This window comes from Paenibacillus sp. FSL F4-0122, assembly GCF_038002845.1.
In the GTDB taxonomy this organism is placed as follows: Bacteria; Bacillota; Bacilli; order Paenibacillales; family Paenibacillaceae; genus Paenibacillus_AQ; species Paenibacillus_AQ odorifer.
In genome coordinates this window covers 1,012,087-1,030,431 of the sequence record NZ_JBBODI010000001.1, presented here as the reverse complement: position 1 = coordinate 1,030,431, position 18,345 = coordinate 1,012,087, and the positions used below count along the sequence as shown (strand labels likewise).

Here is an 18,345-nt window from a genome sequence, read left to right as displayed (position 1 = left end):
AGAGAGATAGGCGGTTACTGTTCGAGTATATATAGGCAAGGGGATGATCCATATGGATCTCCCCTTTTTCGCTTTATTGAGGGCACATGCAAACAACGTTTGGGAGAATATAGCTGTACTTCGTACAACTATATTTCTGCGAAATAACGCTTGGATGGATATAATTGTATTTCGTACACTTATTTTCACGATTTATCCCACTATAGGAAGTTTCTCCGCTTTTTAATTGTATAGAATACACTTAAAATCAGAGTAAACCTTTTTGCATATGGAATAAGTGTACAGAATGCAGTTATCTCATAGATTTCTGCGGGATCCGGCCAAAGCTGGCGTGTAAAGCCGAACATCAGCTTCCACCTGCCCATAATCTGTTCAAGCAAAGCTGAAGACTAGCTTCCACCGCCCATAATCTGCTCAAGCAAAGCTGAAGACTAGCTTCCACTTGCGCATAATCTGCTCAAGCAAAGCCGAACATCAGCTTCCACCTGCGCATAAGCTGGCGTGCAAAGCTGAAGACTAGCTTCCACCGCCCATAATCTGCTCAAGCAAAGCCGAAGATCAGCTTCCACCTGTCCATAATCTGTTCAGCTGGCAGTCGCCTCCGCTTACTTCATCTACTCCAATAAGCCGCTGCAGAGTAAAAAATAAATCGAACGATTTATTCTCTATTTACCAATACATAGTGTAAGACCGAAGGAGGGATTGAGAGGGATGAAACATCCAAATGAACATTCTCAGCTCATTGCGCTTACGCTAGCCGGCAGCCGTGAAGCGTACAGTGAACTATATGAAGCAACGATTCGGGATGTGTATCAGACCGTTCATTTTCTCGTTCGCGAAACCTCCGATGTGGATGATGTTGTTCAGGAGATTTATATTCAGGTGCACCGGTCGCTTGAGCAATTTGACGTCAATCGTCCTTTTAGGCCTTGGCTTATGGGGCTGGTTATGCGGCAAATTCATGCCTATCGAAGAAAGAGATGGACGCATCTCCGAATGGTTAAAAAAGTAGAGCAGACTGATTTAAGGATGGAACCTGATTTCACTAGTGATGTTGTGGACAGGTTAGCTAACCGCCGTCTACTAGCAAGTGTAGATCGTCTTCCATTTAAGCTGAAGCAGGTGATTATTCTGCACTATTTAAATGAATATTCACAGGAAGAAAGTGCCGCGATACTGGGTATCCCTCTGGGTACGGTGAAATCCCGTATTCATGCTGCACTGCACAAGCTTCGTCAGAAGCCGGAGAATCATACTCTTTTTAAGGGAAAGGTGGAGGACCTGCATGAATTTCAATGAAGAGTTACGGACAGTTCTGCAGGAAGAGGCGAGAAATCTAAGTGCCCCACCGGAACTGAAGGAGCAAATACTAAATCAGACCGAGAAGAGATCAGGGGGAAGACGAATGAAAAAATGGCTTGTAGCAAGCATTTTGGCGGCTGCATTATTAATTCCTACTGGAGCATATGCCGGATATAATTATTTGGCGGATACCCTGTATGGCTCACAAGCAACTGCTGCTACGATTGGAGTAACCCAGCAACAATATGACAGGCTTGAAGCCAAGCTGCAGAACGCGAAACAAAGCTTTAACGAAGAGGAATTTACAAGATTGATGTCTTTACTAGAGGAATTGGGAGCTTACAATCTGCAAATGGCCGATGCTGACGGAGTCTTTCACCTAGAACAGTTAAGTGCGAAAGATCAAAAGGCATATAATGATTTACAGGTTGAGCTTAAACCTTATTTCGAGAAAATGAATGAAAATGAAATCCCTCAGGCAAAGGCGGCTGTCGTTGATCGTGATACTTTCTGGAATGGCGTGCTGGAAAAAGCTGAACAGAGGTTTACTAAAGAAGAGTTTGAGGAGATCGAACAATTAATAAATGAGTTGCAAAGCTATGATGCCAAGGTATTTGATGCAGATGGAAGTGTTCATATGGATCGGCTTTCGAAAGAGGAGATACAAAACCAAGAGAAGTTAATTGAAGCGCTCGGTCCTTATATAAATAAGCTGGACATGATGATTAAACCTAGTTCTTAGTTGAATTTAAATGCATGTATTGAATAACTATGGATAGAAGTAGCATTAGAAAAGCCACCAGAAAAGGTCTAATACACCTTGTGTTCTGGTGGTTTTTTACATTCGGCTAATTTGTATTTTATACATCACTAATTGAATAAATGTATAATCAATTAAGCCAAAAAAAAGTATTTGACCACTGGAATAATTAGACATATTATTATTTAAATACTATTGATCTATATATGAATCATGATGGCGAAAGGTGGCTTTGATCATGAAGCAGATGACCATTCGTGCAGAACTGGCGGACTACCTCAAGAAGAATGGAATAACAATTAATCAATTCGCAGAGGTATCTAAAGTGAATTCGGGCACAATTAGCAACATTATCAATGGGAATCGGCCTATAGCCATGCAGCAATTAGACCGTATTACAAAAGGTATGGGATTAGAAGAAGGCGGCTTTTATGATATGTATGTGGAGGAGTGTTTCATACATTCCAATCCCAATTGGAGACGACTTCGACCTTTTCTATATCGCTGTGCTGAACTAGATAAGCTGGAATGTATAAGTCGGGTGATTGGAATCATGATGGACAGCCTATCTTATACACCCTCGTTGTTTGATACAGCAGAAGATTTTTTTGTACAAGGAAAATATGATGCTGCAGCGTTGTTATACCGGAGTGTCGCGGAGAGTGAGAAGTATCAGCATTCAGAGCGGCTGGCTTTTTGCCAATACAGACTGTTCACGATTGCTCTAGGGGGTGATCAGGATCTGAATTTGCGAGCAGCTGTGCAGTTTGAGGGTTTTGTAAATCGGCTTGATGAAGTCGATCAACTTGACGCGCTGAAGGCTCTGGCGAATACATATAGCGCATTGAGGTATTGGGATAAGGTAATGCTCATAGCTATTGAAATTGAAAAAAAAGCATCCATTCAATATAAGTATAATAATGAGCGAGCCAGAAAAAACGGGTTACAGAAGGAACCTGCAATGCCCTTATTTTCATATATTCTATTTTCTTATGTGTTACGTTCAGTAGTTTACAGAGAGCTGGGAGATTATGATAGAGCATTGCAGTATGTTAACCTTTACATGGATATGAGCTGGATCCGTGAGGATACGGAGGAAGCTTTGCAACTTATGAATCGATGTATGGGTTGGGCACAGGGCAATATATATTTACTGAGAATTTTAAAAGGTGATGTGACAGCGCTTCCGGAATATGTGACCTATATTGAAAAAAGAGAGGAAGACATTCTTCCAGGTCTGTTCAAAATCCTTCAGGCAGCCAATCACTATGATTTTAATGTGGATGATATTCTTCAGGGGTTTGAGCAAGAAATATCAGATTATAGAGATCAGCAGAGAAATCTTAAATGTTATAATCGACAAATTATCGAAGACAGATACACTTTTTTTATGGCTGAAATAGCATTGTATTATATAAGAAGAGGAAAATATGAGCTTAGTATAAAGTATATAATGGATAGTTTGGAGACTTCTGTAAGGATTAATAACGAATCCTGTATAATAAAGTGTGTCAGAATGTTTGAGCAGCTTCGGCATACTGCATCTTTAGAAACGCAGAAGCAATACCAAAATCTGATTAGAATCAATGAAAAGAAAAATGGTTTTGTTATTGGAAGTGTCTAGTATTGATAGTTTTATAGAAGAAACAAAAAAGAGTTTTCAGATTAAATCTGAGATCGCTATCTATTGAATTGTAGTAATGCACTTTAATGTAAAATATAGAATTTGACATATACCTCTAATATATTAAATTAGGGAGGTAGTGTTAATGAATGATCAGGAAATTATCCAAAAGAGAATAGAGGGTGCTAGAAAAAAACTTTATTTAATGGAGAGGCAACACGGAGGGCTTTTGCATCCGAATGTGATCAGACAGTCCATGAGATTAGATGAATTAATTAATCAGTACAATAAAGCAGTACATAGCGATAATGAGGATTGAAGAGAATGGTTAAACACCCTACATAATGATATTGCAACTTCTGATGAAGTATAGAGCCAGCGCTGTGCGCGGGCTTTTTGGCTTGTTGGATCTCATAAAATAAATCTATGCTGCACGCTTGTCATGCCCGTCTGCATATTGCGGCCAAGTCCCTCATAGACATGTACTAATCAATGCATTCAAAACAGGTTAAGGGGATGATGTCATGCGCCGGATAACATGGGTACTCGCGATCATTATGAGCGTGGCCCTGGTGATGACGGGGTGCGGGAAGAAGGATGCCGCTTCCGTAGTCAAGGATTTGAACAATGTGGCTGACAAGTTGGAAAGTAAGCAGGGAACGTACCAAGGTTCTGGTACAATGACCCTGTATACCGGGGAACAGCCGCAGGAGTATAAGGTAGAAGTATGGTACAAGAATCCTTCCTACTACCGGATCAGCTTGGCAAATGTTCAGAAGGATATTACGCAGATCGTACTTCGTAATGATGAGGGAGTGTTCGTACTCACACCAAGTATGAATAAGAGCTTCCGTTTCCAAAGCGATTGGCCGGATGATCAAGGTCAGGTCTATCTGTATCAGACGTTGGTTCGTGGCATAGTTTCAGATAATAACCGCCAATTTGTGGAAGATGGAGATAACTATGTGTTCGAGGTAGCCGCGAATTATCAAAGCAATGCCCTTGTGCGGCAAAAGATTTGGCTTGATAAAAAGACTTATGAGCCTAAACAGGTTCAAGTCTCTGATTCTGAGGCGAAGGTAGTTGTAAACGTGAAGTTTGACACCTTCAAATTCGATACGGATTTCACCAAGGATTCCTTTGATATGGAAAAGAACATGGCCTCGGGTAAGTCCGCAGAGAGCACAGTAGCTGAGGTTGATGAGAATGGTAATCCGGTTACAGCTCCTGAGGGCCAAGAACAGGCTGAACAACCAGTGGCAGCAGAGCTTGGAGACTTTGGGATCATTGAACCTGATTATATTCCAGCTGGTGTAGAGTTCAAGGACTCGCATAAATTGGAGGGCAACAAAGACCATGCTGTTCTCATCCGATATGATGGGATTTATCAGTACACTATTATGGAATCCCGTCCACTGGACCGTGCGGTAGCACTGGCGCCTGGAACCCTGAAAGACCTTGGTTTTACGTGGGGAGTTCTGAGTGGGGATGAGCAGCAGACATTGACTTGGATGTCTGAGGGTGTAGAGTACCGAATTACAAGTGCCAATCTTCCTGCTAATGAAATGATGCAAATTGCCGCTTCTATGGAGGCACAATCGGGTAAATAATAAAAAGTAGGCGGATACTGCGTTTTGTGGGATTCTTTCCTCTACAACGTAGTATCCGCTTTTCTTTATTTGCCGGGGCTCCAGCACACATTGACAGCCACCTTCTGTAGCATTACCATTGGTACTAAGACAATGATTAATGCAATGCAGCAATGACGTTTTACTACAACGTAAGAAGGTGACTTGAAGTGCAAGCAAGCTATCGACCGACAGTAGCCGAAATTAATCTGGATGATTTGCGTGCCAATTACGAAGCCTTTCGCCGCTACTTGCCGGCAGAGACAAAGTTTATGGGATGCGTCAAAGGAAATGCGTACGGCCATGGAGCAGTGGAAGTGACACGGGAGCTGGAAAGACTCGGAGCAGATTATGTTAGTGTGGCTTTTTTGGATGAAGCATTGGAGCTGCGTCAGGCGGGAATACTGATTCCTATACTGGTGCTTGGCTACACTTCCCCAGAAGGAATAGCCGTTGCCTGGGAGAACCATGTAACTGTAACACTGTTCACACCGGAGGTACTGGAGGCTATAAGACAGCTTCCTATAGATCCGGAACATCGGCTAAAGGTGCATATCAAGATTGATAGCGGGATGGGACGACTGGGTCTTTTACCAGCTGACGCACCTGCATTTATCTCTGAAGTGCAGTCTGTTGCGCAGGCGGAGCTGGAGGGTATGTTTACCCATTTTGCCAAGGCAGACGAACAAGACAAAAGCTATACACTGGAACAGCATCGACGGTTCATGAGCGTGGCGGAAACGCTGCGGGAGCAGAACATTCAGATCCCGATCATACATACGGGCAATAGCGCTACGGCCATTGATTCACCTTATTTATCCAGCAACATGGTGCGTGTAGGCATCAGCTTGTACGGATTTTATCCCTCCACAGAGGTGAACCGTCAACTGGTAGAACTACGTCCGGTATTGACGCTGAAGACGCAGGTTGTATATGTCAAAAGCCTGCCTGCCGATTGGGGCGTCAGTTACGGCACTAGGTACATCACAGAGAGCGAGGAGATTATTGCAACGCTACCTGTGGGGTACGCAGATGGATATTCCCGCATGCTAACTGGCAAAGCGGAGGTGCTAATACGTGGACGCCGCGTTCCTGTCGTCGGAACAATCTGCATGGATCAGTGTATGGTATCACTCAAATCTTTCGCTGCAGAAGCGGAACAAATTAAAGCAGGCGAAGAAGTTGTTCTCATCGGCCGTCAAGCTGACGTGATGATCACGGCAGACGAGTTGGCTCTCCAGCTTGGAACAATTCACTACGAGGTTATCTGCATGTTGGCTCATCGGGTGCCACGCGTTTATATAAGTGAAGGCACACTTCCTAAATTAGTAAATGCTCTACTCACAAACTGAAAGTTCTTGACAGTGATGTTATACAAGGGAGAAAATAGAAGGAATTGTATCGTATTAGGAGATGTGACTAAAAGCCTATACGAACCACCATTTCTAGTTTATAATGGGATGCAGCATACTTGATATACTGGCGGCATATATTCCTTGTATAAAATTCCTTGTATATTGTAACACTGGAACACAAGGGCAGAAGGTTTGTGGGGGTGGAAGAGAAGGTGGCTAATTTGCAGAACACCAAAAGAATCATGATCAGCTTGCCCGATCATCTCTTGCAGGAAGTGGACGGAATTGTTCAATTGGAGAATTCCAACCGGAGTGAATTGATTAGGCAGGCCATGAAGCTGTACTTGAGCGAACGGAGGAAACGTTCCATCCGGGAGTCCATGCAGCGCGGCTACATGGAAATGGCTAAGATCAACTTGACCATGGCATGCGAGGCTTTCCTCGCGGAGGAAGATGCAGACAGCACTCTTGGCCGCTTAGTAAGCGGGGTGTAGACATTGATCGTTAAACGTGGCGATGTTTTTTTTGCTGATCTTTCGCCGGTTGTAGGTTCTGAACAAGGCGGAGTAAGGCCAGTTCTGGTCATCCAGAACGATATTGGCAATCGCTTTAGCCCGACGGTAATTGTGGCTGCAATCACAGCCCAAATCCAGAAGGCTAAGTTACCTACACATGTGGAAATTGACGCAGCTGCTCATGGCTTTGACAGAGATTCTGTTATTTTGCTGGAACAGGTTAGGACGATTGACAAACAACGCTTAACTGACAAGATCACCCACCTTGATGATGAAACGATGAAAAAGGTGGATGAATCGCTGCAAATCAGCCTTGGTCTGATTGATTTTTAATCACCCTAGGTTATAGATAACTCATGAGATTGGCGCTCGGGTACGAATCCGGGCGTCTTTTAATGTGCGTTTTTGCGTATAGTAAATAAAGAATCGTTAGGTCTTCACTTTTTGAAAATGATCTGATATTATTAGACCGTACGGTCGGTTTAGGAGGTGCTTAGAATCAAAGGACGCTCAGACGGAGAAGAAACTAAAAAAAGAATTGTGCGCAAGGCCACGCAGCTGTTTGTACAGAAGGGTTATGCTGCCGTAACTATGAATGAAGTTTGTGTAGCCTCGAATGTCAGTAAGGGCAGTCTGTATCACCATTTTCCGAGCAAGGATGAGCTTTTTCTATTTGTAGTGGAAGTGGATACGTTAGAGTGGCTGCAAGCGTGGAATGATAAGAAACAGGAAATTGCAGGGATCGAAGAACGATTTTATGCGTTAGCCGAGCATTACGCAAATGATTTTCAGAATCCACTGATTCATGCGCTCGAGGAATTCTCCAGAAGCAGATGCCACCCGGAAGAGATTAGCAAGCGGCTTTCACTTCTTTATGAAGCAGCCTCACATGCTTGTCGTGATCTTTTGAAGGAAGGGATTGAAACAGGATATTTGGTAAAAGGCGACTTGGAGAACTATGTAATTATCGTGAGTGGCATGCTTGAAGGGATTGGAAGAGTTTCTGAATTCTCGATTCATGAGAAGACCCGGGAGGATATAAAAAAATATTACCGGGAAGCAGTAAATTTATTATTACAAGGGATTCGTACGGGGTAAGATAACGAGGGGCATGAAAAGAAGCTTTACATTCAGGATCATGAAGGCTGAAGCTTCTCAAAGGCACCGGGATAGGAAGGGTTATTTTTTTACTATTATTTAGACCGGATGGTCGGTCTTAACATGCATAATATTCGAAGATTTGGCTTTAAACACACGGAGGGTTAATACAATGTCATTGTTACTTAGAAACAGAGGCGCTATGCTGCTTGTTATGCTTAATATTTTTCTAGCTTTCACTGGAATTGGGCTAGTAGTCCCAATAATGCCAACCTACATGAATGAGCTTGGGATCAGCGGAAGTACTGTCGGGCTCTTGGTCGCCTCCTTCTCGCTTGCCCAATTATTAATATCGCCATTTGCCGGCAGATTATCCGACAGAATCGGTAGAAAAAAGGTGATTGTAGCAGGTTTGATCGTGTTTGCGATATCTGAGCTGATTTTTGGTCTGGCCAATGTACCTTGGCTCTTGTTCGTTTCGAGATTGCTTGGTGGTGCAGGAGCTGCTCTAATTATGCCGGCAGTTATGGCTTATGTAGCGGACACGACTTCTTTTGAAGAGAGAGCTAAAGGAATGGGACTAATTAATGCAGCCATTACCACCGGCTTTATTATTGGTCCTGGGATTGGCGGTTATCTTGCTGAGCTTGGAATGCGGGTACCCTTTTTCTGTGCGGCTGGTGCAGCTGGAGTTGCAGCTCTAATTACAGTTTTAATCTTGCCTGAGTCTCTGTCTGAAGAGAAACGTAAGGAAGCGACGTTATCAAAAAATAATCAGGAAAGCTTCTTGACACAGCTGATGCGTTCTTATCGCGAGCCGTACTTTTTCGGCTTAATTATTGTATTTGTCATGGCTTTTGGACTGGCTAATTATGAAACGGTGTTCGGATTGTTCGTGGATCATAAATTTGGCTTTACGCCTAAGGATATCGCTTTTGTAATTACCTTTGGTTCTATTGCAGGTGCGGTGGTGCAGGTGTCCGCATTTGGCTGGATCTTGAATAAATTCGGGGAGAACAAGGTGATCTCCACTTGTCTTATAGTCTCATCATTGTTTATTCTGCTGACCTTGTTTGTAAGCGGCTTTTGGGCGATTATTACGGTTACCTTTATTGTGTTCTTTGCAATGGATATTCTGCGTCCAGCAGTAGGTACACAGCTTTCCAAAATGGCCGGAGAATCACAGCAAGGTTTCGTAGCGGGAATGAACTCAGCTTATACAAGTCTCGGAAATATTGCTGGGCCTATCGTCGCAGGGTATTTGTTTGATCTTAGTATTAACTTCCCATATGGGGCAGCCGCGCTCGTTCTGGCTTTGTGTTTTGTATTGTCACTGAGTTCCGGCAAACGGGGAATGGGGCAGCGGGCGTAATCGCTAAATCCGGGCTCTGACCCGTCCACGATGCCTCGCTATATGCGCACAGCGGTTCAGTACAACGCGCGCTATTCGGGCTGGTCTTTGGTGCAGAGCCGAATCTGTGATACTATTTTAATTATGAGATCAAGATATGTATAAGCAGATTGTGTACGGGAAGAGGGATACTAATGGCGGTAGATAACAGCAATACGGAAGTCATTACGGATGAGGCAAACGCACAGCGGGAGCAGGAATTGATAACCGTAGCGATTGCCAAGGAATTGAACATTAGTCTGAAACAGGTACGCACTACGGTAGGATTGCTGGATGAGGGAAATACCATTCCGTTCATCGCCAGATATCGGAAGGAAATGACAGGTGAGCTGGACGAGAATGCGCTTCGTGATATTGAAGAACGGCTGGGTTATCTTCGCAATCTAGGCGAACGTAAAAAAGACGTTATACGCAATATTGAAGAGCAGGGCAAGCTGACCAAGGAGCTTCATGAGCAAATTATCAATGCGGTCAAGCTTCAGGAAGTAGAGGACTTGTATCGTCCCTTCAAGCAAAAGCGTAAGACGCGGGCTAGTGTTGCGAAGGAAAAAGGACTTGAGCCGCTGGCTAACTGGATCTTGGAGCAGCAAAGACAAGGGGACCCGCAGACTGAAGCATCGAAATATATTGATGTGGAAAAGGGAGTAGAGAGCGCAGACCAAGCGCTGCAAGGCGCACTGGACATCATTGCCGAGAACATAGCAGATGATCCTGCGATCCGCTCTTGGGTTCGCCAGTATACAGCAAGTCAAGGTATTCTTGTGTCTGAAGCAAAGGATGCAGAACAAGAATCCGTATACGAAAATTATTATAGTTACCGTGAACCTGTACACAAAATGCCACCTCACCGCATCCTAGCAATTAACCGTGGTGAGCGTGAAAATATATTAAAGGTAGGCATTGAGGTCGTCACTGATAAAATTCATGCCTATATTGCACGGAAAATTATTAAAGGGCCATCCCCGGTGAAGGAACTGCTGGAAGCAGTGACTGAGGATGCCTACAAACGTTTGATTGCTCCTTCAGTAGAGCGCGAAGTTCGTGGAGAGATGACCGAACGTGGGGAGAACCAGGCGATTTCGATCTTCTCTGGCAATCTACGTAGCCTGCTGCTGCAACCGCCAGTCAAGGGGCGTTGTGTTCTGGGGGTTGACCCTGCATACCGTACTGGATGTAAGCTAGCCGTTGTAGACGATACTGGTAAGCTGCTAGAGGTAGCCGTGACCTATCCGACGCCGCCGAATAACAAGAAGCGCGAAGCTGCTGCTAAGTTCAAAGAGTTGATTGCTAAGTACGGCATTCAGCTCATCGTAATCGGCAATGGCACAGGCTCGCGTGAAACGGAGCAGTTTACGGCAGAAGTGATTGCCGAGATTGGCAATCCAGAGCTGGCGTACCTGATCGTTAATGAAGCGGGAGCGAGTGTCTATTCTGCTTCCAAGCTGGCGCAGGAGGAATTCCCGGATCTGGATGTAGCGGAGCGCAGCGCGGCTTCTATCGCCCGCCGTGTGCAAGACCCGCTGGCGGAGCTGGTGAAGATCGATCCGAAAGCTATAGGTGTGGGACAGTACCAGCATGACGTCTCCCAAAAGCATCTGGAGGAGAGTCTTAAAGCCGTCGTGGAATCGGCGGTTAACCATGTTGGCGTAGATGTCAATACGGCATCTCCTGCCTTGCTCTCTTATGTAGCAGGGGTTAATGGAACGATTGCTAAGAATATCGTTAAATTCCGGGAAGAGAACGGCAAGTTCACGACCCGGAAGCAGCTGCAAAAGGTTCCTCGTCTAGGTGCCAAGTCCTATGAGCAATGTATCGGCTTCTTGCGGATTCCGGGTGGAGACAACACCTTGGACCGCACGCCTATTCACCCCGAGTCCTATCCGGTGGTGGATCGTTTGTTCCGTGAGCTAAGCCTCGATGTGAATAAGCTTGGCAGCAAAGAAGTAGCCTCACAGCTTGAGGTACAAAATGCCGAGGAGCTGGCTGTGAAGCTGGATGTCGGCGTGCCTACGCTGCGCGACATCCTGGAGAGCTTGCAGCGTCCGGGCCGCGATCCGCGCGAGGAGCTGCCGCTGCCGATCTTCCGCACCGATGTGCTTAAGATCGAGGATCTGGTTCCTGGCATGGAAATGCAGGGAACCGTCCGCAACGTTATCGATTTCGGCGCATTCGTCGATATCGGCATCAAAAATGATGGGCTGGTGCATATTTCCCAGCTCAGCGGCAGCTTTGTGAAGCACCCGATGGACGTCGTCTCCGTAGGAGACAATGTCACCGTCTGGGTGATGGGTGTTGACCTGAAGAAGGGCCGGGTCAGCCTGACCATGCGTCCGCCGCGTGTTGAGGCGGGAAGCGTGAAGTAGACAGATCGCACTGATCCTCAAAGAACGACAACAAGAAGCCAGTCTCCTATTATTGGGGACTGGCTTCTTGTTGATTATTTTCAGCTGCAACCTTTTTTGTCATTAAAGTAGTGAAGGACGTGCACTCTTGGGTAAGTTTAGAGTAACAGTTGAACTAAGCGTTTATTACTAGGAGGAGATAGATGTGGGAAATCCATTGAAAGAATTAAAGAATAGTGTGAATGGCCTAAAGCAATCCCTTGATGGAGTTAAGCAATCGGTAGAGGGATTGAAAGAACCTATAGATGAGATGAAGGGAAATATTCAGGTCACGTTGGAGCAAGCGAAGGACAGATCTGAGGGATTTAAATCGGAGATCAATCGTATGAAGGAATGTGTGGAGGAAACTAAGCTGGTTGTTAATGAGGCGAAGGAAACGGTAATGGAGGCGGGCGAGGTGTTATACACTCAGAAACGCTATAAAAAATTGTTGAAGCGAAACCGAAAAATGCAGCCTGCAAAGGCAGGCCGCCGTTTACTATAATCCGTCGGAAGTCCAAACATTCACCGCAGTTACAACCCGTACCTTTTAATTATAGGAATGAGAGGGAAGCGCATTTAAAAAAATCTGCAACAGCTCATTTACCGAAGCCTCCATATTGGAACGTTGCTCAGCTGCAAGCCAATCCTCTTGAATGATGATGTAGCTGCAGGAGCTGCTTTTTAAATAGCTGTATATTATTTGTGCTTCGTCAATCTCATGGCGCCCGATCGCTGCCGAGGTCTGATTGGTTTCACTCTGAAAGGTGTTCATAATCGCTGACTTTATTGCCGCTTGCAGGTGGGTGATATCCGGTTGATCATATTGTAGCTTGGTATGGGACAGGATACGGTTGCCCTTGAGCAGAATAAGTTTAAGCGTCTGTTCATTCATGGCCTCAAGAACTGCGATATTCTGATTCTCCTGTGCGAATTCGATGACCTTCTCTTTGTGAATCAGGAAGCTGACAGCTCCAATATAGTCCCTGTATTTGGCGGCGGTTTCGAAGTCATAGTGCTCCGCGGCCACTGCCATCCGTTGCTCCATTTCCTCAAGGATACTGGAATCTGAGCCGTTTAGTAAGCCAATGACTCGATCAATAATTTTATTATATTGAACAGCGGCATCTCCGCCTGCACACATCCCTATGCATAGGCCAAGCGAATGGTTTAGGCATAGGGAATTTTTAAAGCTAGGGTTACTGCAAAGGATTCTTGAACTATCTTTAATGCCTTGCACGGCCCGTTCCACGGTGCTTCTGCTTGTATAGGGACCAAAAACCTGAGTGCCTTCTTTGACCGCAGGATCATAGGTAATCTCTAACGAACGTATTTTTTCATCCGCTCCTATTACGATATAGGTATAAGCCTGCGGATTTTTCATTTTTTTATTGTACATGGGTTTGATCTCTTTAATTAATTTGCATTCCAGCATAAAGGCTTCAAATTCGGTATCCGTAAGGATGATTTCCAGATCTTTAATATTTCTTACAAGCTGTTTAACCTTTGGGGAATGAGATTTTGAGTTTTGAAAATAGGATTGGACTCTCCGTTTTAACTGTTTTGCCTTGCCAACATATATAATATGACCGAGATTATCCTTCATGAGATAAACGCCGGGAGTTAGGGGAAGGCTTTTAAGTTTTTCTGTTAAATAAATAGTAACCCCGCCCTCCCATAAGAGTTGTATGATTGATAGTTTTAGTATAAGCTTGCAACCTTCATTTGTTCAAATCAGTCTAAAGAGTGAAGAATCAAAGCTAAGGAGGGATCTTATGTACTTCGCAAAAAAAATCGGTGGGCTGGCGCTTATAGCAGCTATGTTATGGCTTACAGCCTGCAGTGGAACGCCAGAAGCGGGAACGGAGCCGAAGCAGACGCCTGAGCAGTCACAAGAGCAGGCACCAGTGCAGACGCCAAAGCAGACACCAGAGCACACACAAACTGCACAGCCAGCGGCTACTACACAACCACCACAGGAGACGGAACTACCACAGGAGACGAAGACATCAAGTACGGGGCAGCCGCAGGATCTAGAGGGATTGCCGCCATTAGTTGAGGAAGCGGCGTCTACGGTAATGAACTCCATTAAGAATAAGGATATGAAGCAATTAGCGGCGTGGGTACATCGGGATAAAGGGCTACGCTTCTCTCCATATGCATACGTGGATACAAAAAATGATCTTGTATTCACCCAGGAGGAAGTAGAAGGATTAATGAATGACTCTACCAAAAGAGTCTGGCGAACATTTGCTGGCTCCGGTGATTTAATCGAGCTTACATTCGCAGATTACTACAAGCGGTTTGTCTACGATGCGGACTTCATTCAGAAGGCCGAAATTGCTGTGAACAAGGGGCTTGGACAAGGGACGACGATCAACAACTTAAACGAAGTGTATCCAAAGGAGCAATATGATTTCGTTGAATATCATATTGCTGGTATCGATCCTTCTGTCGAGGGAATGGATTGGCGCAGCCTGCGTCTAGTTTTTGAGAAGATCGGAGAAGACCATGCATTAGTCGGCATTATTCATGATCAATGGACGCCTTAGCTTACGGACTCAGATGACGCTAATATGGACGCTGTTTGCCTGCTTCAACTGATTATTCACATCCGTTGGCATACGCTGATCCTTACGGACCTAGATGACGCTATTCGCGTTTTTTTAGCGATTAGAGCACAGTTTCGGACTCCAGTGCAGCTATTCATCAGAAAAAGGCATATCTATGGTGCTTTTTGAGCCAATAGCGACGATGGAGTCCTTTAGTAGTCCAAATGTGCGATTATGCAACGAATAAGGTCAACTGGGTCCGATAGTAGCTGCATTCCTATCCGCTGTAGACCCATCTGTTGCACACCTAACTGCTGCATACCTAACTGGTGCACACCTAACTGGTGCACACCTAACTGCTGGACACCTAACTGCTGCATACCTAACTGGTGCACACCTAACTGGTGCACACCTAACTGTTGCACACCTAACTGCTGCACACCTAACTGCTGCATACCTAACTGGTGCACACCTAACTGCTGGACACCTAACTGCTGTGCACCTAACTGCTGTGCACCTAACTGCTGTGCACCTATCTACTACACACCTATCTTCTGCACACCCATCTGCTGCGTTCGCATAACGCAAACATTGGAGCATCGCTGATTTGTATATTGTTTTTGGCTACCTGCTTCAGCGGATTTTCATATCCGTTGATACACGCTGATCCTTACGGACCCAGATGACGCTATTCGCGTGTTTCTAGCGATTGGAGCACAGTTTCGGACTCCAGTGCAGCTATTCATTAGAAAAAGGCATATTTATGGTGCTTTTTGAGCCAATAGCGACGATGGAGTCCGATAGCATCGTAAAAGTGGCATATTTTTGCGTATAAGGTCATCTGAGTCCGATAGCTGCTGCGTCCGTGTAAATATGATCTAATCGCTCGAAGTTTGATGTTCATCACCATCAAATAGCCTCATGCACTCAAATATGATCTAATCGCTCGAAGTTTGATGTTCATTACCGTCTAATAGCTACATGCACACAAATATGATCTAATCGCTCGTAGTTTGATAATCCTCACTGCCAAGTAATCAGCATTTCTGAGCCTGAGTTAGCTGAGGACCCAGATGACGCTATTCATATGTTTTTAGCGATTGGAGCACAGTTCGGACCCCAGTGCAGCTATTCGTTAGAAATAGGTTCATATTGGGTGCTTTTTAAGACAATAGCGACGATGGAGTCCGATAGCTAACAACAAGTTGGATTATGAGACGATCTATGGGGAATTACCAAAGACGTCCCACCTCTGCTTAAATATGTGTCAGACCCTGGTGGGGCCTCCTCTGTAAAAGTGGGGGCGAAAATTATAATCAGTACAGCTTTTTTTCGGGAAATATGCTTTAAGCATGGAGTCTCAAGTGCGCTTCAGGAATTTCCCCCTGCACCGGAAGCCACACCAAAAAAACCGGCAGAGGATTCTGCCGGGTAATACAGGATAGATTAAGAAATTAAATATTAGCAGGTTTAAGCTTTCTCGCTTCTTGCAGATGAAAAGACAAGTATAATCCTAATCCGGCAAGAGCCGTCAACGTCCAGAATGCAATGTGGACCCCTTTGAGCATATCCAATGGAAAGGATAAGGAACTGGCACTCGCAGTAGAAGTCATTATCGTTACAAGCAAGGCGCCTCCTATTGAACCGCTGAGCGAGCGCAGCGTGATTGTCATTGGAGAAGCATGTGCAACCATGGTGTTGGGGATACTTGCCATGGCATAGGCCGTAATTGGAGCCATAACTGCCCCTACTCCAAACATAAGCAGGGCATACATTATAACCAGTAGATTAAAGGACGTCTCTGTTGATAACGTGAGGGCAAGAGCCACTGCCATGATCAGAATGAGCAGAAATCCTCCCTGGGTTACGCGGCTAACCCCAAACCGGTCATATAGTCTGCCTGAGATCAGACCGGAGACACCAATCAGCAGTGCACCTGGCAACAACATAAGCCCGGACTCCCTTGGTGTTAAGCCTCTTATCGTCTGTGCATACAGAGGAAGAAGGAGTTCAACTCCCACCATCACCGCAAATAAGATCACCCCCACAATAGAAGAACGGGTAAAGGAGCGGTACCGAAACAGCTTGAAATCGAGCAAAGGTGCCGTGAGCTTGAGCTGTCTTTTAATAAACAGCGCCACGATCAGGAATCCGGCCAGAAGGATGATCCCTGCGACAACAGGATTTCCCTTTTCTTCCCCGACAATGCTAAAACCATATAATATACCAGCGAATCCGAGTGAAGAGTAGATAATGGACCTGGTGTCGAGCTTGGTCTGATGAGTCTCTCCCACGTTCCGCAGCGTGAAATGCGCTAAGAATAAATTGGCGGCTGCGAGCGGAGCCACAGCATAAAACAACAGTCTCCATGAATGATTCTGAACCACGAACCCAGACAGAGTAGGCCCAAGTGCAGGAGCCAACCCCAGAACCAAACCGACTACTCCCATCGCTGCACCGATTTTCTCCTTCGGGAAGACTCTGAGTATCGTCGTCTGAAACAGAGGGAACAGAAGACCCGCACCGATGCCTTGAACCAAACGCCCCGTCAGGACTAGGGGGAAACTCCAGGCGATCCCGGCAATCAGTGTTCCTGCTGTGAACGCTCCGACAGAGGCCATGAACAAGGCCCTCGTAGTAAACTTTCCGATCAAAAATCCAGCAACAGGAACAGTTATACCTATCATCAGGTAGTACACCGTAATCAGCCACTGCGCTTGATTCTCATGAATGGCAAGATCCTGCATGACACGCGGCAACGCCGTATTTAACATCGTTTGCATTAATTGGGCTAGAAAATTGGCAACCACCAGAGAGGCTACAATAATGCTGGGTTTATTAGTCAAGCTGTCTTCACCGCTTTCAGAGGTATTATTGGGATGCAGCGAGCTGCTGCAAGGCATGTATGGATAACATCCCCACCTCTTGTTGCCGTAGTTGTCCATCCTTGAATATGAGTGTGGCCGGTATACTCATCACGTGGTATTTTCCAGTCGTCTCCGGGTTGTCATCCACATTGACCTTCACTACAGTTATTGTAGCATCCGACTCCCGCTCAAACTCTTCCAGCACAGGTGCAAACATCCGGCACGGTCCGCACCAGGGCGCCCGGAAGTTGACTACAGTTATTCCTTTCGATTGAATGAGTTGTGCAAAAGTAGCATCTTCCGCATGGAGAACTGCCATTATGAATCATCCTTTCAAGATTAATAAAATATATTATAGATCCATTATATCTATAATTAGGATAAATAATAGACTTAGTGTATCCACAATATATCTAAATCAGTATTTTGTCAAACCGATTTTCACTTACTCCTGTGCTTGTACATATAAAACAAAAAGATCCGTTAATTGCGCTTGAAGCAGTTGATAGATCTATGATTGTAAATGATGCGGTCGAGAGGACTCGAACCTCCACGATATTGCTGCCACACGAACCTGAATCGGGCATGTAATTCGGTCACTAGCGGGTTGTAAAATCCTTGTATAATCAAGGGTTTTTGCGGTTTTTCTGTTTTTCTCAAGCACAACAAGGGGATGCCGGGTTCACCCAAAACGCAGTCAATTTTGTAAGTTTGAAAGAACTCAGAGAGAACTCAGAGAGAACTAGACAAGAAACAGCTGTGTTAAGGTCATCTGAGTCCGATAGCGGCGTTACTTAATCAATCAGAGTTCGGAGTTGGGATAAAGGGGGAAGGAACAACAAACAACAAATA

General features: G+C 45.1%; 17 protein-coding genes. 14 read left to right on the top strand and 3 right to left on the bottom strand.

Going from position 1 to position 18,345, the window contains the following annotated elements; translation table 11 throughout:
• Nucleotides 1-711: 711 nt before the first annotated feature.
• From MHH49_RS04375 to MHH49_RS04320, 12 genes are all read left to right on the top strand, one after another.
• Entirely contained in the window at nt 712-1,299 is a 588-nt protein-coding gene (locus MHH49_RS04375; protein WP_341137922.1) for a sigma-70 family RNA polymerase sigma factor, read from the top strand.
• A complete protein-coding gene (locus tag MHH49_RS04370) occupies nt 1,286-2,044 on the top strand; it encodes a DUF3600 domain-containing protein (RefSeq protein WP_076104674.1) in 759 nt (252 codons plus the stop codon). The genes MHH49_RS04375 and MHH49_RS04370 overlap by 14 nt, the downstream gene beginning before the upstream one ends.
• Nucleotides 2,045-2,300: 256 nt before the next feature.
• The gene (locus tag MHH49_RS04365) at nt 2,301-3,686 is read left to right on the top strand and encodes a helix-turn-helix domain-containing protein (RefSeq protein WP_076141955.1); all 1,386 of its coding nucleotides are present in this window, start codon (nt 2,301-2,303) and stop codon (nt 3,684-3,686) included.
• Nucleotides 3,687-3,831: 145 nt separating this feature from the next.
• A complete protein-coding gene (locus tag MHH49_RS04360; protein ID WP_094903681.1) occupies nt 3,832-4,005 on the top strand; it encodes an aspartyl-phosphate phosphatase Spo0E family protein in 174 nt (57 codons plus the stop codon).
• Between the two features lie 205 nt (nt 4,006-4,210).
• Nucleotides 4,211-5,296: a LolA family protein gene (locus tag MHH49_RS04355; protein ID WP_036686774.1), complete on the top strand. Its 1,086-nt coding sequence runs from the start codon at nt 4,211-4,213 to the stop codon at nt 5,294-5,296.
• A 188-nt stretch (nt 5,297-5,484) separates the two neighbouring features.
• Nucleotides 5,485-6,666 (top strand): alanine racemase, encoded by a 1,182-nt coding sequence (alr, locus tag MHH49_RS04350; protein WP_036686775.1) that lies wholly within the window; start codon nt 5,485-5,487, stop codon nt 6,664-6,666.
• Nucleotides 6,667-6,881: 215 nt separating this feature from the next.
• Entirely contained in the window at nt 6,882-7,163 is a 282-nt protein-coding gene (locus tag MHH49_RS04345) for a CopG family ribbon-helix-helix protein (RefSeq protein ID WP_025698676.1), read from the top strand.
• Between the two features lie 3 nt (nt 7,164-7,166).
• Complete coding sequence (locus MHH49_RS04340; protein ID WP_036686777.1) at nt 7,167-7,517, top strand: type II toxin-antitoxin system PemK/MazF family toxin; 351 nt, start codon at nt 7,167-7,169, stop codon at nt 7,515-7,517.
• A 156-nt stretch (nt 7,518-7,673) separates the two neighbouring features.
• Entirely contained in the window at nt 7,674-8,282 is a 609-nt protein-coding gene (locus tag MHH49_RS04335; protein ID WP_052096817.1) for a TetR/AcrR family transcriptional regulator, read from the top strand.
• Between the two features lie 172 nt (nt 8,283-8,454).
• Complete coding sequence (locus tag MHH49_RS04330; RefSeq protein WP_076100052.1) at nt 8,455-9,654, top strand: MFS transporter; 1,200 nt, start codon at nt 8,455-8,457, stop codon at nt 9,652-9,654.
• Nucleotides 9,655-9,827: 173 nt separating this feature from the next.
• Entirely contained in the window at nt 9,828-12,056 is a 2,229-nt protein-coding gene (locus MHH49_RS04325; protein WP_076100050.1) for a Tex family protein, read from the top strand.
• Nucleotides 12,057-12,240: 184 nt separating this feature from the next.
• Nucleotides 12,241-12,579 carry a hypothetical protein gene (locus MHH49_RS04320; protein WP_076104672.1) on the top strand — a complete coding sequence of 113 codons (339 nt, stop codon included), beginning with the start codon at nt 12,241-12,243 and terminating at the stop codon, nt 12,577-12,579.
• 45 nt (nt 12,580-12,624) lie between these two features.
• On the opposite strand, the gene MHH49_RS04315 is transcribed toward MHH49_RS04320, so the two are convergent.
• Entirely contained in the window at nt 12,625-13,680 is a 1,056-nt protein-coding gene (locus tag MHH49_RS04315; RefSeq protein ID WP_341137921.1) for a GIY-YIG nuclease family protein, read from the bottom strand.
• A gap of 169 nt (nt 13,681-13,849) precedes the next feature.
• Between MHH49_RS04315 and MHH49_RS04310 the strand changes: the two genes are divergently transcribed.
• Entirely contained in the window at nt 13,850-14,626 is a 777-nt protein-coding gene (locus MHH49_RS04310; protein ID WP_036686786.1) for a hypothetical protein, read from the top strand.
• A gap of 253 nt (nt 14,627-14,879) precedes the next feature.
• Nucleotides 14,880-15,209, top strand: a complete 330-nt coding sequence (locus MHH49_RS31125; protein WP_445667566.1) for a pentapeptide repeat-containing protein — start codon at nt 14,880-14,882, stop codon at nt 15,207-15,209.
• Nucleotides 15,210-16,080: 871 nt separating this feature from the next.
• Here MHH49_RS31125 and MHH49_RS04300 read toward each other — a convergent pair.
• Both MHH49_RS04300 and trxA read right to left on the bottom strand, forming a co-directional pair.
• Nucleotides 16,081-17,529 (bottom strand): DHA2 family efflux MFS transporter permease subunit, encoded by a 1,449-nt coding sequence (locus MHH49_RS04300; protein WP_341137919.1) that lies wholly within the window; start codon nt 17,527-17,529, stop codon nt 16,081-16,083.
• Nucleotides 17,498-17,812 (bottom strand): thioredoxin, encoded by a 315-nt coding sequence (trxA, locus tag MHH49_RS04295; protein ID WP_341137918.1) that lies wholly within the window; start codon nt 17,810-17,812, stop codon nt 17,498-17,500. Before trxA ends, MHH49_RS04300 begins: the two co-directional genes overlap by 32 nt.
• Nucleotides 17,813-18,345: the final 533 nt, after the last annotated feature.